Source organism: Streptomyces sp. NRRL F-6676, from assembly GCF_000725625.1.
Taxonomy (GTDB): domain Bacteria; phylum Actinomycetota; class Actinomycetes; order Streptomycetales; family Streptomycetaceae; genus Streptomyces.
In genome coordinates this window covers 45426-66200 of the sequence record NZ_JOHS01000002.1, presented here as the reverse complement: position 1 = coordinate 66200, position 20775 = coordinate 45426, and the positions used below count along the sequence as shown (strand labels likewise).

Sequence of the window (20775 nt, the reverse complement as noted above, 5' to 3'; positions counted from 1 at the left end):
ACCCGGGAGTCCGGTTCGTAGGATCGGTGCATGCCTTCGCACACCGACAAGAACGCCGCACCGCCGCTCCCGGAGCCCCTCCGGGTGCCGGTCGCGGACTCCCACACCCATCTCGACATGCAGTCCGGCACGGTGGAGGAGGGCCTCGCCCGGGCCGCGTCGGTGGGTGTGACCACGGTCGTGCAGGTGGGCTGCGATCTGAACGGCTCGCGCTGGGCCGCCGAGACCGCCGCCGCGTACGACGCCGTCCACGCCGCCGTCGCCCTGCACCCGAACGAGGCCCCCCGCATCGTCCACGGTGACCCCGATGGCTGGTCGCGGCAGGGCGCCCGCGAGCCCGGCGGGGACGCCGCTCTCGACGACGCGCTCGCCGAGATCGACCGTCTCGCCGCCCTCCCGCAGGTCAAGGGCGTCGGCGAGACCGGGCTCGACTACTTCCGCACCGGCCCGGAGGGCAAGGACGCGCAGGAGCGGTCCTTCCGCGCGCACATCGAGATCGCCAAGCGGCACGGCAAGGCGCTCGTCATCCACGACCGCGACGCCCACGCGGACGTGCTGCGCCTCCTGAAGGAGGAGGGCGCCCCCGAGCGCACGGTCTTCCACTGCTACTCCGGGGACGCGGCGATGGCCGAGGAGTGCGCCCGGCACGGGTACTACATGTCGTTCGCGGGCAACGTCACGTTCAAGAACGCCCAGAACCTGCGGGACGCGCTCGCCGTGGCCCCGCTGGAACTGGTCCTCGTCGAGACCGACGCGCCCTTCCTCACCCCCGCGCCCTACCGGGGCCGTCCCAACGCTCCCTACCTCGTGCCGGTCACGCTGCGCGCGATGGCCGAGGTGCGGGGGACGGACGAGGACGCGCTGGCCGGGGCGATCGCCGCGAACACGGCTCGGGCGTTCGGCTACTGAGCGCCGAGGGCCAGGGGTCCAGGGACAGGGGTCGAGGCCAGGGGTCGAGGGCCAGGGGTCAAGGGCCAGGGGCCGAGGGCCGAGCGCGATAACAGTACGTACTGACTGCGGAGGGTCACGACACGAACACCCGTCGCCACGCTCCGTGTTCGTGTCGTGCGGGAGCGGGACGTCCGCCGCGGCTAGGTTGCGCGAGGGCCTGTCGTTTGGATCAGCCCGGTCCGGACCAGCACACCTCGGAGCGCGTCGTCGTGAACACCTCCCCGTACGCCCCCGTCTACGTTCCCGCCCCTCGGCGGGGCGCCCGGCGCAAGCCCCCGGCGCGGCCCGACGCCATGCGCCGACTGGTGCCGCAGGCGCTGGTCGTCGCGTTCCTCACGGGCGGTACGACGGCGTTCGTGGCCAAGGACAAGGCCGTCGAGCTGAACGTCGACGGCGAGCGGCGCACCCTGCACACCTTCGCCGACGACGTCACCGGGCTCCTCGCCGAGCAGGGCCTCGACACCGGCGCCCACGACCTGGTCGTCCCCGGCCCGGGCACCGCTCTGAGCAGCGGTGACGAGATCGACGTGCGGCACGGGCGGCCCCTGCGGCTCATGCTCGACGGGCGGTACCACCGGGTGTGGACGACGGCGCGCACGGTCGAGGGGGCGCTGCGGGAGCTGGGGGTGCGGGTGGAGGGCGCGTACCTGTCGGTCGCGCGCTCCCGGCGCATCGGGCGCGAGGGGCTCGCGCTGGACGTGCGCACCGAGCGGACGGTGACGGTCATGGCGGACGGCCGCGAACGGCACGTCCGCACCAACGCGGCGACCGTACGGGAGGCGGTGGCGCAGGCCGGGGTCGCCCTCCACGGCGAGGACACGACGTCGGTCGCGCCGGACAGCTTCCCCCGGGACGGGCAGACGGTGACCGTGCTGCGGGTGCGGGGGCACCAGGAGGTGCGCGAGGAGCCGATCCCGTTCGAGGAACGGCGCACGGACGATCCGTCGCTGTTCCGCGGCACGGAGGTCGTGGACAGCGCGGGGCACGCGGGCGTGCGCCGGGTGACGTACGGCGTCCGGACGGTCAACGGGGTCCGGCAGACCCCGCGGCATCTGCGCACGGAGGTGGTGCGGCAGCCGGAGCCGCGGGTGGTGCGGGTGGGGACCCGGCCGCTGCCGGCGTCCGTGGCGGGGGCGGAGGGGCTGGACTGGGGGGCGCTGGCGCAGTGCGAGTCGGGGGGCCGTGCGGACGCGGTGGATCCGTCCGGGACGTACGGGGGGCTCTACCAGTTCGACGTCCGCACCTGGCACGACCTCGGCGGCCAGGGCCGCCCGGAGTCCGCGCCGGCGGACGAGCAGACGTACCGGGCGAAAAAACTGTACGTCCACCGGGGTTCGGCGCCATGGCCCCACTGCGGTTCGCGGTTGGGCGCCTGATCCCTCCGGGGGTTGGGGGGGGTCGCGGTGGGCGTGGAGCGCCTATGAGCTCGGGGGCGCGAGTGGGCGGGCGAGTGCGGGTGCATCGTGGTTGTTCGCGCAGTTCCCCGCGCCCCTGAAAACGCGGGGGCGTGGGTGCGCGGACGAGTGCAGACCCGTCGTGGCTGATCGCGCAGTTCCCCGCGCCCCTGAAAACGCGGGGGCACAGGTGCGCGGACGAGTGCAGACCCGTCGTGGCTGATCGCGCAGTTCCCCGCGCCCCTGAAAGCATGGGGGCGCGGGTGCGTCGTGGTTGTTCGCGTCCACGCGGCGGAGCCGCGAAAGCTGGGGGCGCCCCCTGCTTTCAAGGGGCGCGGGGAACTGCGCGACACGCCACGACGCAGCCGCACCCGCCCACGCACAGGCACCCCCCGAGTTCCTGGGCGCCCCCCTAACCACCCTCTAACCACCCCCTAACCACCCGCGTGCTTCGCCGCGACCACCGCGTCGAAGACCTCCCGTTTGGGGACGCCCGCCGCGGAGGCGACCGCCGCGATCGCCTCCTTGCGGCGCTCCCCCGCGTCCTCACGGACGCGCACCCTCCGGACCAGCTCCGCCGCGTCCACCGCCGCCTCCGCCCGCTCCGGCGCGCCCTCGACCACCACCGTGATCTCGCCGCGCACCCCCTCCGCCGCCCACGCCGCCAGTTCGCCCAGGCCGCCGCGCCTGACCTCCTCGTAGGTCTTGGTCAGCTCACGGCAGACCGCCGCCCGGCGCTCCGCGCCGAACACCTCCGCCATCGCGGCGAGCGTGTCGTCGAGGCGGTGCGGCGCCTCGAAGTAGACGAGGGTGCGGCGCTCGTCGGCGACCTCCCGCAGCCGGGCGAGCCGCTCGCCCGCCTTGCGCGGCGGGAACCCCTCGAAGCAGAACCGGTCCACCGGCAGCCCGGACAGGGCGAGCGCGGTGAGCACCGCCGACGGCCCCGGCACCGCCGTCACCCGCACGTCCCGCTCCACGGCCGCCGCCACCAGCCGGTACCCGGGGTCGGAGACCGACGGCATGCCCGCGTCGGTGACCAGCAGCACCCGGGCGCCGCCCGCCAGCGCCTCCACCAGTTCCGGCGTCCGGGCACTCTCGTTGCCCTCGAAGTACGACACGACGCGCCCCGCCGGCTGCACCCCGAGGGCCTGCGTGAGCCGGCGCAGCCGCCGGGTGTCCTCGGCGGCGACGACATCGGCCGAGGCCAGTTCCTGGGCGAGCCGGGGCGGGGCGTCGGCCACGTCACCGATGGGCGTGCCGGCGAGTACGAGGGTTCCAGTCACTCCCCCATCCTCCCAGGGCCCCGGGGCCGCGCGGGCCGCCCCCGTCCGCGGCCGATCCGTGGTTGCACGGGACTCACACAGCGCCGTTCCCTACGATGGCGCGGTGACCAGTACCGCGTCCTCCACGGACACCCGGCAGAGCCCGGCCGCCCAGGACCGGCAGCACGCGTGGCAGCAGCGGCTGCGCCGTTTCGGCTACGCGGCCCCACCGGGCGGTGCCGCCGCCCCGGCCGCCGGCGCCGCCGGTGACGTACGGACCCGGCTCGTGCCGCCGTTCGCCGAGCCCGGCCCGCGATTGTGGGCGACGCTCGGGCTGGCCCCCGGCCTCGCCGACCGGATCCGGCGCTGGTCCGGCTGGGGCGGCCCGCTGCTGGTGACGCTGTTCGCCGGGGTGATCCGGTTCTGGAACCTGGGCAGCCCCCGGGCGGTGATATTCGACGAGACGTACTACGCCAAGGACGCCTGGGCGCTGGTCCACAACGGCTACGAGGCCAACTGGGCGAAGAACGCCAACGACCTGATCCTCCAGCACGACGGCCACGTGGCGATCCCCACGGACCCGGCGTACGTGGTGCATCCGCCGGTCGGCAAGTACGTCATCGGCCTGGGCGAACTGCTGTTCGGGTTCAATCCGTTCGGCTGGCGGTTCATGACCGCGCTGCTCGGCACCCTCGCGGTGCTGCTGCTGTGCCGCATCGGCCGCCGGCTGTTCCGCTCCACCTTCCTCGGCTGCCTGGCGGGCGCCCTGATGGCGGTGGACGGCCTCGCCTTCGTGATGGCCCGGACCTCGCTGCTCGACGGCGTGCTGATGTTCTTCGTGCTGGCCGCGTTCGGCTGTCTGGTCCTCGACCGGGACCGGACACGGGAACGGCTGGCCGCCGCGCTGCCCGCGGATCCGGACGGCCGCGTCCGCCCGGACGCGTACATCGCCGAGACCACCCGCCTCGGATGGCGGCCCTGGCGCTGGGCGGCCGGGCTGATGCTGGGCCTGGCGATCGGCACCAAGTGGAACGGCCTGTACATCATGGTCTCGTTCTGCGTGATGACCGTGCTGTGGGACGTCGGCAGCCGCCGGGTCGCGGGCGCCGAGCGCCCCTACCTCACCGTCCTCAAGCGCGACACGGGCCTGGCGTTCCTCGCCACCGTCCCGGTCGCCCTGGCCACGTATCTGCTCTCCTGGCTCGGCTGGATCCTCTCCCCGGACAACGGCAAGGGCGGCTACTTCCGCGACTGGGCGACCGGCGCGGGCAAGGGCAGCGGCTGGACCTGGCTGCCGGAGTGGCTGCGCAGTCTGTGGCACTACGAGCACGAGGTCTACGAGTTCCACGTCAATCTGCACTCGCCGCACACGTACCAGTCCAACCCCTGGAGCTGGCTGGTCCTCGGGCGCCCGGTCTCGTACTTCTACGAGTCGCCCTCCCCCGGCCAGGACGGTTGCCCCGCCGACGCGACCGAGAAGTGCGCCCGCGAGGTGCTCGCGATCGGCACCCCGCTGCTGTGGTGGGCGGCGTGTCTGGCGATCCTCTACGTGCTGTGGCGCTGGGCGTTCCGCCGCGACTGGCGGGCGGGCGCGATCGCCTGCGGCATCGCGGCCGGATACCTGCCGTGGTTCCTCTACCAGGACCGCACGATCTTCCTCTTCTACGCGGTGGTCTTCCTGCCGTTCCTGTGCCTGGCGGTGGCCATGATGATCGGCGGCATCCTGGGGCCGCCCGGCGCCTCGGAACGCCGCCGGGTGGCGGGCGCGGCGGGGGCGGGCGCGCTGGTGCTGCTGATCGCGTGGAACTTCATCTACTTCTGGCCCCTGTTCACCGGGAACGCCATCCCCATCGAGGACTGGCGCTCACGGATGTGGCTGGACACATGGATCTGACCGGTACGTACTTAATCGGCCCTAATCGGCAGGGTCAGCACCGGAGTTCAGCGGGCTGGACAGGGGGTCAGCGATCTGATGACTCTTAGGACAACTTAGGGTCACATCTGCCACAGGTGCCGCACGCGCCCCCTACAGTCGAGGGTGCACGGTAGAGCCGGGAGGGGCTGAAAGGCATGCGCAAGGGGGCCAAGGCCGCGATCATCACGTCGGTGTGCGTGGTGATGGTGGGAGGCGCCGGGTACGGGGCGTACAGCTTCGTGACCGCCGTCAGCGACACCGGCACGGAGGTGAAGACCGGGCCGCTCTCGGCGGACGAGGTGAAGGACGCGAGCAGTACGTTCTTCACGGCCTGGGAGAAGGGCGACGCCGCCAAGGCGGCCGACAGCACCGACGACATGTCCGGGGCCGCCACCGACCTGCTGACCGCCTACAAGAGCAACGCGCACATCTCCGACGTGCACATCACGCCCGGCACCGCGAAGGGCACCACGGTGCCGTTCTCCGTGCGGGCGAAGGTGACCTACCAGGGCGAGACGAAGCCGCTGTCGTACAAGAGCGCCCTGAACGTGGTGCGCGGCAAGGCCACGGGGCACCCGCTGGTCGCCTGGAAGCCGTCCGTGATCCACCCGGACCTGCGGGCCGACGACACCCTGGTGACCGGCGAGGCGACCACCCCGCCCATCGAGGCGGTCGACCGCGACGGCAAGGTGCTCACCGGCGAGAAGTACCCCTCGCTCACCCCCGTCCTCGCCACCCTGCGCAAGCGGTACGGCGACAAGGCGGGCGGCAAGCCCGGGATCGAGTTGCAGATCCGGCGCGGCGACCGCTCGGCGGCCGACGAGACGCTGGCCACGCTGACCGAGGGCACCCCCGGCAAGCTGCACACCACGCTCAGCGCGAGCGCGCAGGCGGCGGCCGAGAAGGCGGTGCGCGAGTACGCCGAGTCCTCCGTCGTCGCGGTCAAGCCCAGCACCGGTGAGGTGCTCGCGGTCGCCAACCACCGCAAGGACCAGTTCAACGCGGCCTTCGAGGGCCAGCTCGCCCCCGGCTCCACCATGAAGATCGTCACCGCCGCGATGCTGATCGACAACGGGGTCACGTCGATGAACGGCCCGGCGCCCTGCACGGACACCGCGGTGTGGCAGGGGCAGACCTTCCACAACCTCGCCGGCATGACCTCCAACGAGTCGGCCACGCTCGCCAACAGCTTCCTGCGGTCCTGCAACACCGCGTTCATCAAGCTGATCGACGAGAAGCCGCTCACCGACGCCTCGCTGATGAACGAGGCGCAGGACCGGTTCGGGCTCGGCCGGAACAACTGGAGCACCGGGATCACCTCGTTCGACGGCAGCGTCCCGGCCTCCAGCGGTCCGGACCGGGCGGCCAACGCGATCGGCCAGGGCAAGGTGCAGATGAGCCCGCTGAACATGGCCTCGGTGACCGCGACGGCGATCACGGGCTCGTTCCGGCAGCCGTATCTGGTCTCGCGGAAGCTGGACGACCGGAAGTTCGCCACCGCCAAGGGACTGCCGGCCAACACCTCCAGCCAGCTCAAGCAGATGATGAGGATGACGGCGACCCAGGGCACCGCCACGCAGGCGATGTCCGGGCTCGGCGGGGACATCGGCGCCAAGACCGGCTCGGCGGAGGTCGACGGGCAGGCCAAGTCCAACAGCTGGTTCACCGGGTTCCGCGACGACGTGGCGGCCGCGGCGATGACCCAGGAGGGCGGTCACGGCGGCGACGCGGCCGGTCCGATCGTCGCAGCCGTGCTGCGAAGCGCCGGCTGAGGTCCCCGCTGTCATACCGCGCCCTTAGGCTGAGGGCCTCGTCGCGTTCCTCGGGGAACACGGAGCGTGCGAGGCAGGGGCGGGGAACAGCGAAGGGTTGCGGGAAGCCGTGGGCAGAAGAAGGCGCGCCGTCGAGCGCAAGAGGCGCGGTCCGCTGATCGCCGGTGCCGTGGCGGCCGTGGCCGTCGTCGGCGGGACGCTCGCCGTGTACGGCGCGTCGGGCGACCGTACGGCGGCGACGGCCGAGCACAAGGCCGTGAAGAAGGGCCCGCTCTCCGCGGCCGAAGTACGGACGGCGGCCACCGCCTTCCTCACCGCCTGGCAGGGCGGCAAGGACGGGCGGGCCGCCGCCGCGACGGACGACCCCGAGGCGGCGGAGGCGGCGCTGACGGGCTATCACAAGGACGCCCGCCTCACGGAGCTGACGCTCACGCGCGGCAAGCGGTCGGGCGCGACGGTGCCGTTCACGGTGAAGGCCACCGTGTCGTACAAGGGCACGGCCAAGCCGCTGTCGTACTCCTCGAAGCTGACCGTCGTCCGGCGCTCGGAGGACGGCGAGCCGGTGGTCGGCTGGCGGCCCTCGGTGCTCCACCCGGACCTGGAGGACGGCGACCGTCTGGTCACCGGCCCGGCCGGCACCCCGCCGATCAAGGCGGTGGACCGCGCGGGCGGCGAACTGACCACCGCGAAGTACCCCTCGCTCGGCACGGTCCTCGACGGACTGCGCGAGAAGTACGGCAAGAAGGCCGGCGGCACGGCGGGCGTCGAACTGCGCATCGTCCGCGAGGCGGCGAAGGACGACAGGGCGAGCGGGGAGCCGGGCGCGTCCAAGACCCCCGGCACGACCCCCGGCAAGACGCCTGACAAGACCCTGGTGACGCTGACCGAGGGCACGCCCGGCACCGTGCGCACCACGCTCGACCCGGCGCTCCAGGCCAAGGCGGAGCAGGAGGTGCTGACCGAGGCGAAGTCGTCGGTGGTGCTGACGCGGGCCTCGACCGGCGAGATCCTCGCGGTCGCCAACCAGGGCCACGGCTTCGACGTGGCGCTCCAGGGGAGTCTCGCCCCCGGCTCCACGATGAAGATCATCACCTCCACGCTGCTGTTCGAGAAGGGCCTGGCCTCGGCCGACAAGCCGCACCCGTGCCCGAAATACTCTTCCTACGGCGGCTGGAAGTTCCAGAACGACGACAAGTTCTCGATCACCGGCGGCACGTTCAAGGCGAGCTTCGCCCGCTCCTGCAACACGGCCTTCATCAGCCAGGCGGAGAAGCTGGACAACGGCGATCTGACCGAGGTCGCCCAGCAGGTCTACGGCCTGGGCCGGAACAACTGGGCGATCGGCGTGCCCTCGCTGGACGGCTCGGTGCCGGTGCAGAGCGGGGCGCAGATGGCGGCGTCGCTGATCGGGCAGGGCGGGGTGCGGATGAACCCGCTCAACATGGCGTCGGTGGTGGCGACGGCGAAGACGGGCGTCTTCCACCAGCCGTACCTGGTCGCCCCGTCGGTGGACCACCGCACGCTGGCGAAGGCGGGCCGCACGATGTCCGCGTCGGTGCGGGCCCAGCTCAAGGAGGTCCTGCACTACACGGCGGCGGCGGGCACGGCCGCCGAGGCGATGGCGGGCCTCGGCCCCGACGACGGCGCCAAGACGGGCTCGGCGGAGGTCGACAACCAGGAGCAGCCCAACGGCTGGTTCACCGCCTGGAAGGGCGACCTGGCAGGCGCCGGCGTCGTCCAGGCCGGCGGCCACGGCGGCGACACGGCGGGCCCGCTGGTGGCGGCGCTGCTGCGGGCGGGGAGCTGAAGGGCGGGAGCCCTGAGGAATCCAAGGCCGTACGCGGACGTTGCACCCACTGTCGTAGGCAGAAGGGGAACGTGGGCGTGGACGGCGTGCGGGGCACGGTGGACGAGGGTTTCGAGCCGGTGAGGGACGCGTTCGCGCGGAACTTCGAGGCGCTGGGCGAACGGGGCGCGGCCGTCGCCGTGTACCGGGACGGGCGCAAGGTGGTCGACCTGTGGGCGGGCAGCCGGGACTTCGACACGGACGCCGGTGATGCGCCCTGGGAGCACGGCACCGCGCAGATCGTCCGGTCCGCGACGAAGGGCGTCGCCGCCGCCGTCCTGCTGATGCTGGCCGAGCGCGGCGAACTGGACCTGGACGCGCCGGTCGGCCACTACTGGCCCGAGTTCAAGGCGCGCGGCAAGGAGCACGCGCGCGTCCGGCACGTGCTCGCGCACCGCGTCGGCGTGCCGGTGCTCGACCGGCCGCTCACCCCGGCCGAGGCGCTGGACCCCGACCTCGCCGCGGCGGCGGTCGCCGCGCAGGCCCCCGCCTGGGAGCCGGGCACGGACCACGGCTACCACGCGCAGACGTACAGCTGGCTCACCGGCGAGCTGGTGCGGCGGGTCACGGGGCGTTCCCTCGGCGAGTGGCTGGCGGCCGAGGTCGCCGGTCCGCTGGGGCTCGACCTGTGGGTCGGACTGCCGCAGTCGGAGGCCGGCCGGGTCGGCCGCGTCGGGCCGCTTCCGGAGCCGGAGCCCTCCGCCGGCGGCTCCGGTCCGCGTCTCCGCCCCCGGCGCGCGGTGTCCGAGGCGTACGCGGACCCCGAGTCACTGACCCGGCGCGCGTTCGGCGCGATCACCCCGATGCCCGACGAGAACGACCCGGCGTACCGCGCGGCCGTCCTCCCCGCCTCCAACGGCATCGCGACGGCCCCGTCGCTGGCCCGCTTCTACGCGGCGCTCCTCGGCGAGGTCGACGGCGTACGGCTGTGGCGGCGCCCGGAGACGGTCGGCCTCGCCCGCGCCGAGGCGTCCGCCGGACCGGACCGCACCCTCGTCGTCCCCACCCGCTTCGGTCTCGGCTACATGCTCCACGGCCCCGCGTCCCCGCTCCTGGCCCCCACCTCCTTCGGCCATCCCGGCCGCGGCGGCGCCCTCGCCTTCGCCGACCCGGAGTCCGGGCTGGCCTTCGCCTACGTGACGAACGGCTTCCGGAAGAGCGTCACGGCGGACCCGCGCGCGCAGTCCCTGGTCCGGGCGGTGCGTGCCGCCACCGCCGCCTAGGGAGCTGTGGTCACACGGCGAGCGGCCGGGACGTCCGTCCCGCCGCGTCGTCGATCTCCCCGTGCGCCTTCGTCAGCATCCGCATCGCCAGCTCGTTGAGGGCCCGCGCCCCCGCGATCTCCTCGCCGATGCGCGGCTGGTCGTCGTCGGAGCGGTGCCGGTGCGCGTACCCGTGGGCCCGCACCTCGCTGCCGTCCGGCAGCCGCACCAGCGCGGCCGCGCGCGTGCGGTCCCCGTCCTCCTCGAACTCCAGCTCCACGTGCCAGCCCACGACGGTGTGCGTCATGACGACCACCTCCCAGTGCCGTTCCCTCCAGGGTCCCTCGGGCCCCGAACGGCCGCACCTGCTAGGGCATGGCCGCCCGGGAGGACGCGGCCCGCGGGTCGAAGCCGAACGGCAGTTCAAGCCGGTGCGCCCGCATCAGCCCCTCGTCGCCGAGGAGTTCGCCGGTTTTGCCGTCCGCCGCGATGACCCCGTCGCTGAGGATCAGCGCGCGCGGGCACAGTTCCAGCGCGTACGGCAGGTCGTGCGTGACCATGAGCACGGTCACGTCCAGCGACCGCAGGATGTCGGCGAGTTCGCGCCGCGAGGCCGGGTCGAGGTTGGAGGAGGGCTCGTCCAGGACGAGGATCTCCGGCTCCATCGCGAGCACGGTGGCCACCGCCACCCGGCGCCGCTGCCCGAAGGAGAGGTGGTGCGGCGGCCGGTCCTTGAACTCCGCCATGCCGACCAGGTCCAGCGCCCGGTCGACCCGCGCCTCCAGCTCCGCCCCCTTCAGCCCGGCGGCGGCCGGCCCGAAGGCGACGTCCTCGCGGACCGTCGGCATGAACAGCTGGTCGTCGGGGTCCTGGAAGACGATGCCGACCTGCCGCCGGATCTCGGCCATGTGCCGCTTGCCGACGGGCAGCCCGGCGACAGTCACCGTCCCGGCGCCCCCGCTCAGGATGCCGTTGAGGTGGAGGACGAGCGTGGTCTTGCCGGCGCCGTTCGGCCCGAGCAGCGCGACCCGTTCGCCGCGCTCGACGCGGAAGTCGACGCCGAAGAGCGCCTGGTGCCCGTCGGGATAGGCGAACGCGAGCCCGGAGACCTCCAGGGAGGCCGGGGCGGAAGAAGCGGAGGGAACTGTCACAGTGTCCATCCCAGCAGACATACGACGAGCGCGGCCACGGGGAGGGCCAGTGCGTACGACCACTGCGCCCGGGAGGCGGTCACCTCGTCGATCACCGGCATCGACCCGGCGTACCCCCGGCTCACCATCGCCAGGTGCACGCGTTCGCCGCGTTCGTAGGAGCGGATGAACAGCGCCCCGGCCGACTTGGCGAGCACCCCCCACTGCCGTACGCCGCGTGCCTCGAAGCCGCGGGACTCGCGGGCGATGCGCATGCGCCGCATCTCGTCGGTGATGACGTCGCCGTAGCGGATCATGAACGAGGCGATCTGCACGAGCAGCGGCGGCAGTTTGAGCCGCTGGAGCCCGAGGAGGAGTTCGCGCAGTTCGGTGGTGGAGGCGAGCAGCACGGAGGCGGCGACGCCGAGGGTGCCCTTGGCCAGCACGTTCCAGGCGCCCCACAGCCCGTTGACGCTGAGCGAGAGCCCGAGGACGTCGACCCGGTCGCCCTCCGCGACGAACGGCATCAGCACGGCGAAGGCGACGAACGGCACCTCGATCAGCAGCCGCTTGAGCAGGAAGGCGGCGGGCACGCGGGCCGCGTACGCGACCGTGGCGAGCAGGGCGGCGTACAGCGCGAACGCCCACATCGCCTCGCGCGGCGTCGAGACGACGACGACCACGAAGGCGAAGGCGGCGGCGAGCTTGGTGTGCGGCGGCAGCGCGTGCACGGGCGAGTGCCCGTGCCGGTAGAGCCGGTGCGCGTGTCCGGCGCCCATGTCAGGCACCCCTCGTCTCGGGCTCGGTCATGTCAGACATTCTCGGCGGCTGAGGTGTCGAGCGACGCCGGGGAGGTGTCGTCCGTACGCCGCCTGCGGACGGCCCAGAAGACGCCGGTGCCCGCGACGATCGTGACGCCGACGCCGATCACCCCGGCGAGGCCGCCGGACAGTCGGGCGTCGGTGATGTCCTTGACGCCGTAGTCGGCGAGCGGGGAGTCGGCGGAGGCGTGCTCCTTCTCGTTCTTGTCGATGCCCTTGTCGTGGGCGACCTTCTCCAGGCCGTCGGGGCTGGCCGAGGCGTAGAAGCTGACGAACCCGGCGAGCACGAGGGAGGCGACGAGTCCGGTGGCCCACACCGTGCGGCGGGAGACCCGGCCGCTGCGGGCGGCGGGAACGGGTGCCGGTGCCGTGTCCGGGGCGTCGACGAGTTCGCCGCCGACCCGCAGCTTGAGCCGCTGCTGGAGCCCGCGCGCCCCGTACACGAGGTCCGGGCGTACGGCGATGACGGCGCCGACGGTCAGGGCGGTGATGACCGCCTCGCCGATGCCGATGAGCACATGGACGCCGATCATGGCGGTGGCGACCTTGCCGATCGACACGTCGGTGGTGCCGCCGATCGCGTAGATCAGCGTGAAGACGCAGGCGGCGGCCGGTACGGACAGCACCGCGGCGGCGAAGGAGGCGACGGTGACCGAGCGCCGGGTGCGCGGCAGCACCTTCACCAGGCCGCGGAAGACGGCGTAGGCGACGACGGTGGTGGTGAGGGCCATGTCGGTGACGTTGACGCCGAGGGCGGTCAGCCCGCCGTCGGCGAACAGGATGCCCTGCATCAGCAGGACGACGGACACGCACAGCACACCCGTGTACGGCCCGACGAGGATCGCGGCGAGCGCGCCCCCGAGCAGATGGCCGCTGGTGCCGGCGGCCACGGGGAAGTTCAGCATCTGTACGGCGAAGATGAAGGCGGCCACGAGACCGGCGAGCGGCGCGGTGCGCTCGTCCAGCTCGCGCCGGGCACCGCGCAGGCTCACTGCGACGGCGCCGGCGGCTATGACCCCGGCGGCGGCGGAGGTGGGGGCGTTGATGAATCCGTCAGGCACATGCACCGTTAGATGATAGATGCTTGTTGCGAACCTCTTGCAAGAGCGCGTGTGGTGCCGTTGCTCGACGATCACCTGACGGCTGCCCGGCGGACGCCCGGCGTTCCCTTCGCGGAAGCCGGCCCGCAACCCCTCCCGCAGCAGGCCAAACCCGATCGTCCCGCACTGTGAGACTCCCCACGAACACGAAGAGTCGCCCCCTGACGCCGGGCTCGTCTCGCTCAACCGTGCGACAGTGGGAGGTGAGGTAGCGGATTCACAGCCTCTGCTTGGATTACGCAGCGTGAGGAGTCGTCCGATGTCCGTCGTCGAACAGTACGCACGAGCCCACGTGGTCACGGATGCCCCGGACGCCCAGGACACCGTCCCCGTCGTGCTGCGCTACGACCCCGAGGCAGACCCGCGCGAGGTGCGCGTCGGCCTGCCCGGTCCGCACGAGTGGAGCTTCTCCCGGGAGCTCCTGGAACGGGGCCTGCGCACCCCGGCCACCACGGCCGACGTCAGCATCTGGCCCTGCGGGCGGGTCCAGGCCGTCATGGAACTGCACACCGCACAGGGCGTCTCGGTGATCCAGTTCGAGGCGAAGACGCTTCTCCGCTTCCTGCGCCGCACCTATGTGGCGACGGCGGCGCCGGTGGCGGGCTGACGGTCCGGACAGCGGGAAAGGGGTGCCCCCACGGCCGTGGGGGCACCCCTTCTCGTTCCTCGCGCGCCGGCGTCAGACGCCGACCAGTTCCCGCCGTCCGTCCGGATCGGCGTCCGGGTCGTGCGGACCCTCGCCGTCCATCGCGCGCAGGCCCTCGCCCTCGACGTCGACGTTGGGCAGGGCGCGGTCCAGCCACTTCGGGACCCACCAGGCCTTGTCGCCGAGCAGGGCGAGCACCGCCGGGACCAGGGTCATACGGACCACGAACGCGTCGAACGCGACGGCGATCGCCAGGCCGAAGCCGATCATCTTGACCATCGACTCACTGGAGCCGATGAAGCCGGAGAAGACCGCGATCATGATGACCGCCGCGGCCGCGACCACCCGGGCGCCGTACTTGAAGCCGGTGACCACCGCCTGGCCCGGGCGCTCCCCGTGGACGTACGCCTCGCGCATCCGGGTCACGAGGAAGACCTCGTAGTCCATCGCCAGGCCGAAGACCACGCCGACCATGAAGATCGGCATCATCGACATGATCGGGCCGGTCTCCTCGACCCCGATCAGGGACGCCAGCCAGCCCCACTGGAAGACCGCGACCACCGCGCCGAGCGCGGCGAGCACCGAGAGCAGGAAGCCGAGCGCCGCCTTCAGCGGGACCAGGACCGAGCGGAACACCGCGATCAGCAGCAGGAAGGCCATGCCGACGACCAGCGCGAGGTAGGGCACCAGGGCGTCGTTGAGCTTCTGCGAGAAGTCGATGTTCATCGCCGTGGTGCCGGTGACCAGGACGTCGGCGTCGGTGGCCGACTTCACCGGGCCGTCGCCCGCGCGGATCGCGTGGACCAGGTCCTCGGTGCGGGTGGAGGACGGCTTGGAGTCGGGGATCACCGTGATGGTGGCGGTGTCGCCGGCCTTGTTGAAGGTCGCCGGGGTCACCGAGACCACGTCGTCCAGCTTCTTGATGCCGTCGGCCACGTCCGTCGCCGCCGCCTTGGGGTCGTCGCTCGACTTGCCGTCGACGACGATCATCAGCGGACCGTTGAAGCCGGGGCCGAAGCCCTCGGAGAGCAGGTCGTAGGCGCGGCGCTGCGTGGTGGAGGTGGGCTGCGAGCCGTCGTCGGGCAGGCCCAGCTCCAGCGAGGCGACCGGGGCCGCGATCGCGCCGAGGCCCAGCACGCCGACGATCAGGACGGCGACGGGGCGGCGCAGCACGAAACGGGCCCAGCGGGTGCCCATGTTGGGCTTCGGCTCGCCGGAGGCGTCGGTCTTCTTCGGCCGGTTGCCGCCGAGGAAGCGGGCCTTCTCGCCGGCCGGCTTGATCCGCCGGCCCGCGTAGCCGAGCATCGCCGGGATCATGGTGAGCGCGATGAGGACGGCGACGGCGACCGTGCCGGCCGCGGCGACACCCATCTTGGTCAGCATCGGCACGTTGACGATGGCCAGTCCGGCCAGCGCGATCACGACGGTCAGTCCGGCGAAGACCACCGCGGAGCCCGCGGTGCCGGTCGCGCGGCCCGCCGCCTCCTCGCGGCTGCGGCCCTCGGCCAGTTCGGAGCGGTAGCGGGAGACGATGAACAGCGCGTAGTCGATGCCGACCGCGAGGCCGAGCATCGCGGCCAGGGTGGAGGTGGTGGAGCCGAGGTCCAGCGCGCTGGCCAGGGCGGTGATGGTGCCCACCCCGATGCCGACGCCGATGATCGCGGTGAGCAGCGGCAGTCCGGCCGCGAGCAGCGAGCCGAAGGTGAGGACGAGGACCACCGCGGCGATCACGATGCCGATGGCCTCCGTGGCGCCGCCCTCGGGCTCGGCGGAGAGCGCGTCACCGCCGACGTCGACGGTCAGCCCGGCGTCCCGCGCGTCCTGCGCGGCCTGCTCCAGGCCGTCCTTGGAGGCGTCGGCCAGCTCGCCGGGGCCGACCTTGTACGACACCGAGCTGTAGGCGATCGTGCCGTTCTTGCTGAACGTCTTGGTGGCGTACGGGTCGGAGACGGAGGCGACCTCGGAGCCGTCGCCGAGCGCGTCGATGGTCTTGTGCACCGCCGCCTTGGCGTCGGCGTCCGTGATCTTCTCGCCGGAGGGGGCCTTGAAGACGATACGGGCGGTGGCCCCGTCGGCGCTGGAGCCGGGGAAGCGCTGCTCCAGCAGGTCGAAGGCCTTCTGCGCCTCCGTGCCGGGTATCGAGAAGGAACTGTCGCCGGCGGCGGGCGCGTTGGCGGCGCCGACGCCGGCGAGGGTGAGCAGCGCCACCCAGATCAGGGCGACGAAGTGCCGTCGCCGGAAGGCGAGTCGGCCCAGTCGGTACAGGAATGTGGCCACGCGGACGTACTCCCGGTCAGGTCGTGGTTGTGCTGGCAGGGTGATCGGCCCGGTGACCGGCGCTGGGGTGTGCCGGGGCAGGACCGACCGGCCCGACGACGAGAGCGGTCGTGCGTCAGGAACGGGTGGGGAGGGTTTGGTGCGGGGGGGTGGTGGCGCGGGGATGGAGAGGGTTCAGACGCCCAGGGCTGGGAGGACGACGGCGTCGATGTACGAGCGCAGGAACTCCTGCGTCGGTGGCAGGTCCTCGATCAGCGCTCTGGTGACGAAGGCGCCGAGCATCATGTGGACCATGTACTTCAGCGCCGGGTTGTCCGGGCGGACCTCGCCGCGGTCGATGGCGCGGTCCAGGATGCGCTGGAAGCCGACGAGTTCGGGTTCGACGACGACCTCGCGCAGCGCCTGGTGCAGATCGGGGTTGGTGTGCACGGCCATGGCGACGCCGCGCATCAGGGCGTTGTTCTGCTCCATGGTGCAGTCGTCCTCGCGTACGACGAGGGCGTGCAGGTCTCCGCGGAGCGTGCCGGTGTCGATGTCGGCGCTGCCGCCGGGCTTGGTGTGGCGCAGTGCCTTGGCGACGAGCTGGGCCTTGCCGCCCCACTGGCGGTAGAGGGTGGCCTTGCTGGAGTGGGTGCGGGTGGCGACGGCGTCCATGGTGAGGGCGTCGTAGCCGACCTCGCGGAGGAGGTCGAGGACGGCGGTGTACAACTCTGCCTCGCGCTCGGGTGTGATCCGGCTGCGGCGCGTCGTCGTGGCGACCTCGGTCATGACACCGACTGTACCGTGCGCTTCCAGCGAAACGAAACGGTTTCGTACGTGGGCTGTGTCACGTGTCCCCAGGGGCTCCGCCCCTAGAGACCCCGGAAGAGCTCGGACGGTTGAGGCACGTCGGGGAGTGCGGGTGGGCGGGGCCTTCTCGCGCGGTTCCCCGCGAACGGCCACGACGGACCCGCACCCGCCGACGCACCCCGACCCCCCGAGCTCCTCCGCGCCCCGCCTCCATCAGGCCCCGCCGAGTTGCCCCGGCCGGGGGCCGGGCAAAGCATGGGGACGGTGAGGCACACGACGGCGGCCGAGAACCCCGGCTATCTCCGGTTCCCCCACCTCCACGACAACCTCCTCTGCTTCGTCGCCGAGGACGACCTCTGGCTGGCCCCCCTCGACGGCTCCGCCCACCCCCGCCGCCTCACCGTGGACCGCACCAGAACCGGCCACCCCCGCTTCTCCCCCGACGGCCTGCACATCGCGTACACCACCTGGCGCAGCCTCGACCCCGAGATCCACCTCGTCCCCGTCACCGGCGGCCCCGCCAGGCGCCTCACCTACTGGGGCAGCACCGACACCAAGGTGCGCGGCTGGACACCCCCGGACGCCGACGGCCACAGCGCCGTCCTCGCCGTCACCTCCCACGCCGAGCCCTTCTCGCACCTCACCTGGGCCTACAAGGTCGCCACCGACGGCCGCCCCGGCCGCAAGCTCCCCTGGGGCCCCGTCACCGACATCCAGGTCGCCGACCTCGACGGCGAGCGCCGCACGCTCCTCCTCACCGGCACCCCACCCCACGAACCCGCCTCCTGGAAGCGCTACCGGGGCGGCGCCACCGGCAGGCTCTGGCTGCACGGCCGGCGCCTCCTCGCCGACCTCGACGGCCATCTCGACGCCCCGATGTTCATCGGCGACCGCATCGCCTTCCTCTCCGACCACGAGGGCGTCGGCAACCTCTACTCCTGCGCCCACGACGGCTCCGACCTGCGCCGCCACACCGACCACGACGAGTTCTACGCCCGCCACGCCGCCGGTGACGGCACCCGGATCGTGTACCAGTGCGCGGGCGAACTGTGGCTCGTCGACGACCTCTCCCCCGGCGCCGTACCCCACCGCCTCGACGTACACCTGTGCGGACCGCGCGCCGGCCGCCGTACGTACCAGGTGCCGGCCGCCCAGCACGTGGACGGCGTCTGCGTGGACGAGACCGGCCGGGCCAGCGCGGTCGTCGTCCGAGGGAGCCTGCACTGGCTCACCCACCGCGACGGCCCCGCCCGCACCCTCACCGACACCCCGGGCGTACGGGTCCGGCTGCCGGAGATGCTCGGGGAGAGCGGCCAGGTCGCGTACGTCACCGACGCCGAGGGCGAGGACGCCGTCGAGATCGCCCGGCTGCCCCGGGCGTCCGGCGCCCGGCCCCCGCGCCGGCTGGCCGCGGGACGGCTGGGCCGGGTGCTGGAGATGGTCGCCGACCCCGCGGGCGAACGCCTCGCCCTCGCCTCCCACGACGGCCGACTGCTCCTCGTCCGGGTCGGGGAGCCGGAGGAACCGGAGGCAGCGGAGGGACGGGCAGAGGGACAGGAGGTGCGGGAGGAGCGGCCCGCCGCGTGCGAGGTCACCGAGCTGATCCGGTCCGTCAACGGGCCCGTGCGCGATCTCGCCTTCTCCCCGGACGGGGCCTGGCTGACCTGGTCCCACCCCGGCATCGGCCGCTCCCTGCGCCAGATCAAGATGGCCCGCATCGCGGGACCGGTCACCGGGCCGGCCGGTGGGCCGGTCACCGGATCGGCCACCGGACCGGCCACCGGCCCCGTCCTCGACGTCACCGACGGCCGCTTCGAGGACGAGAACCCCGTCTTCACCCGCGACGGCCGCTACCTCGCCTTCCTCTCCTGGCGCGGCTTCGATCCCGTCTACGACGTGCACACCGGCGACCTGTCCTTCCCGCTCGGCTGCCGCCCCTACCTCGTCACCCTCTCCTCGGCCACACCCTCCCCCTTCGCCCTCAACCCCGAGGGCCGCCCGGCCGCCGGGGGCCTGGACCCCGTCGAGAACGAGGACGAGGCCGGGGACGGCACCGTCATCGTCGAGGTGGAGGGCCTCGCCAGCCGGGTGACGCCGTTCCCGGTCACCGCGTCCAAGTACTCGGCGCTGCACCCCGTCGCCGGCGGCGGACTGGTCTGGCTGCGCTGGCCGATCTCCGGCGCCCTCGGCGAGACCTTCGCCAACCCCGACGACCTCTCCGGCCGGCCCACCCTCGAACACTTCAACGTCGGCCGGGCGAAGAAGTCCGAACTCGTCGGGGACCTCGACTGGTTCGCGGTGAGCGGCGACGGCACCCGGCTGGTCGTCATGGACGAGGGCGACCTGCGCGCGGTGCCCGCCACGGAGGCCGGCGACGGCGACAGCACGGTCTGGATCGACCTGCGGCGCATCCTGCACCAGGTGGACCCGGCGGCGGAGTGGCGGCAGTCCTTCGACGAGGCGGGCCGGATCATCCGCGCCCACTTCTGGGACCCGGGCATGTGCGGCATCGACTGGGACGCGATCCTCGCCCAGTACCGGCCGCTGGTCGAACGCGTCGCCTCCCCCGACGAGTTCGCCGACCTGCTGCGCGAGGTCCTCGGCGAACTCGGCACCTCGCACGCGTACGTCGCCGCCGCCCGCCGCAACGAGGGCCCGCCGCACTACCAGCGCCCGCAGGGCCTGCTCGGCGCGGACCTGGTGTGCCGGGAGGGGAGCTGGGTGGTCCGGCGCATCCTGCCCGGCGACTCCTCCGACTCCCGCGCCCGCTCCCCGCTGGCCGGCTCCGGCATCCGCGAGGGCGCGGTCCTCACCCACGTGGACGGCCGCCCCGTCGACCCGCTGACCGGCCCGTACCCGCTGCTGGCCGGGGCGGGCGGTACGACGGTGGAGCTGACCTTCGCCCCGGCCGGGGAGACCGGCGGCGGCGCCGCCCGGCGGGTCGCCGTCGTCCCGCTCGTCGACGACCGGCCGCTGCGCTACCAGCACTGGGTGGCCAAGCGCCGGGAGGTCGTACGGGAGTTGAGCGGCGGCAAGTGCGGCTACCTCCACATCCCCGACATGGGCGGCTCCGGCTGGGCGCAGTTCAACCGCGACCTGCGCGGGGAGGTCTTCCGGCCCGCGCTCATCGTCGACGTGCGCGGCAACGCGGGCGGGCACATCAGCGAACTGGTCGTCGAGAAGCTGACCCGCACGATCCTGGGCTGGGACGTTACCCGCGACGCCCAGCCCGTGTCGTACGCCTCCGACGCCCCGCGCGGCCCGGTCGTCGCCCTCGCCGACGAGGCGACCGCCTCCGACGGCGACATGATCACGGCGGCGTTCAAACTGCTGGGGCTCGGCCCGGTGGTGGGGCAGCGAACCTGGGGCGGCGTCGTCGGGATGACCGGGCGGCACCGGCTGGGGGACGGCACGGTGATCACGGTGCCGATGAACGCGGCGTGGTTCGCCGCGTACGGGTGGTCGGTGGAGAACCGGGGCGTCGACCCGGACCTGGAGGCGCTGCGGACGCCGCTGGACTGGGCGGAGGGGCGGCACGCGCAGTTGGACGACGCGGTCCATCTGGCGCTCACGCTGCTCGCGGAGCGGCCGGCGGCAAGCCCGCCGGCGCATACGGACATCCCCGACCGGGCGCGTCCGAAGCTGCCGCCCCGTACGGGGCAGGGCTGAG

15 protein-coding genes are annotated in these 20775 nt (G+C 73.0%); 8 read left to right on the top strand and 7 right to left on the bottom strand.

Annotated elements, in window-relative coordinates; all coding sequences use genetic code 11:
• Positions 1–30 precede the first annotated feature (30 nt).
• Positions 31–909: a TatD family hydrolase gene (locus tag IO29_RS02595; RefSeq protein WP_030377429.1), complete on the top strand. Its 879-nt coding sequence runs from the start codon at positions 31–33 to the stop codon at positions 907–909.
• 206 nt (positions 910–1115) lie between these two features.
• On the top strand, positions 1116–2327 hold the full coding sequence (locus IO29_RS02590) for a ubiquitin-like domain-containing protein (protein WP_078618062.1): 1212 nt from the start codon (positions 1116–1118) through the stop codon (positions 2325–2327).
• A gap of 452 nt (positions 2328–2779) precedes the next feature.
• Here the strand turns inward: IO29_RS02590 and rsmI are convergent, their stop codons facing one another.
• Positions 2780–3628: a 16S rRNA (cytidine(1402)-2'-O)-methyltransferase gene (rsmI, locus tag IO29_RS02585; RefSeq protein ID WP_030377427.1), complete on the bottom strand. Its 849-nt coding sequence runs from the start codon at positions 3626–3628 to the stop codon at positions 2780–2782.
• A gap of 103 nt (positions 3629–3731) precedes the next feature.
• Between rsmI and IO29_RS02580 the strand changes: the two genes are divergently transcribed.
• The 4 genes from IO29_RS02580 to IO29_RS02565 all read left to right on the top strand — a co-directional run bounded on the left by IO29_RS02580 (position 3732) and on the right by IO29_RS02565 (position 10363).
• The gene (locus IO29_RS02580; RefSeq protein WP_030377426.1) at positions 3732–5501 is read left to right on the top strand and encodes a dolichyl-phosphate-mannose--protein mannosyltransferase; all 1770 of its coding nucleotides are present in this window, start codon (positions 3732–3734) and stop codon (positions 5499–5501) included.
• Between the two features lie 176 nt (positions 5502–5677).
• Positions 5678–7294, top strand: coding sequence for a penicillin-binding transpeptidase domain-containing protein (locus IO29_RS02575; RefSeq protein WP_030377425.1), 1617 nt, complete (start codon positions 5678–5680; stop codon positions 7292–7294).
• A 109-nt stretch (positions 7295–7403) separates the two neighbouring features.
• Positions 7404–9101, top strand: coding sequence for a penicillin-binding transpeptidase domain-containing protein (locus IO29_RS02570; protein WP_030377424.1), 1698 nt, complete (start codon positions 7404–7406; stop codon positions 9099–9101).
• A 77-nt stretch (positions 9102–9178) separates the two neighbouring features.
• Positions 9179–10363, top strand: a complete 1185-nt coding sequence (locus tag IO29_RS02565) for a serine hydrolase domain-containing protein (protein ID WP_030377423.1) — start codon at positions 9179–9181, stop codon at positions 10361–10363.
• Between the two features lie 10 nt (positions 10364–10373).
• Here IO29_RS02565 and IO29_RS02560 read toward each other — a convergent pair whose 3' ends face one another.
• The 4 genes from IO29_RS02560 to IO29_RS02545 form a co-directional block, all read right to left on the bottom strand.
• A complete protein-coding gene (locus IO29_RS02560) occupies positions 10374–10649 on the bottom strand; it encodes a DUF1876 domain-containing protein (protein ID WP_030377422.1) in 276 nt (91 codons plus the stop codon).
• Positions 10650–10710: 61 nt separating this feature from the next.
• The gene (locus IO29_RS02555; protein WP_106969734.1) at positions 10711–11514 is read right to left on the bottom strand and encodes an energy-coupling factor ABC transporter ATP-binding protein; all 804 of its coding nucleotides are present in this window, start codon (positions 11512–11514) and stop codon (positions 10711–10713) included.
• The gene (gene cbiQ, locus IO29_RS02550; RefSeq protein WP_030377420.1) at positions 11490–12251 is read right to left on the bottom strand and encodes a cobalt ECF transporter T component CbiQ; all 762 of its coding nucleotides are present in this window, start codon (positions 12249–12251) and stop codon (positions 11490–11492) included. The genes IO29_RS02555 and cbiQ overlap by 25 nt, the downstream gene beginning before the upstream one ends.
• A 32-nt stretch (positions 12252–12283) precedes the next feature.
• The gene (locus IO29_RS02545) at positions 12284–13360 is read right to left on the bottom strand and encodes an energy-coupling factor ABC transporter permease (protein ID WP_030377419.1); all 1077 of its coding nucleotides are present in this window, start codon (positions 13358–13360) and stop codon (positions 12284–12286) included.
• Between the two features lie 292 nt (positions 13361–13652).
• On the opposite strand from IO29_RS02545, the gene IO29_RS02540 reads away from it, so the two are divergent.
• Complete coding sequence (locus tag IO29_RS02540; RefSeq protein WP_030377418.1) at positions 13653–14000, top strand: SsgA family sporulation/cell division regulator; 348 nt, start codon at positions 13653–13655, stop codon at positions 13998–14000.
• Between the two features lie 72 nt (positions 14001–14072).
• On the opposite strand, the gene IO29_RS02535 is transcribed toward IO29_RS02540, so the two are convergent.
• Positions 14073–16316: an MMPL family transporter gene (locus IO29_RS02535; RefSeq protein ID WP_030377417.1), complete on the bottom strand. Its 2244-nt coding sequence runs from the start codon at positions 16314–16316 to the stop codon at positions 14073–14075.
• Positions 16317–16490: 174 nt separating this feature from the next.
• Positions 16491–17084, bottom strand: a complete 594-nt coding sequence (locus tag IO29_RS02530; RefSeq protein ID WP_030377416.1) for a TetR/AcrR family transcriptional regulator — start codon at positions 17082–17084, stop codon at positions 16491–16493.
• A gap of 276 nt (positions 17085–17360) precedes the next feature.
• Here IO29_RS02530 and IO29_RS02525 point away from each other — a divergent pair, with 276 nt between their 5' ends.
• Complete coding sequence (locus IO29_RS02525) at positions 17361–20774, top strand: S41 family peptidase (RefSeq protein ID WP_051707410.1); 3414 nt, start codon at positions 17361–17363, stop codon at positions 20772–20774.
• Position 20775: the final 1 nt, after the last annotated feature.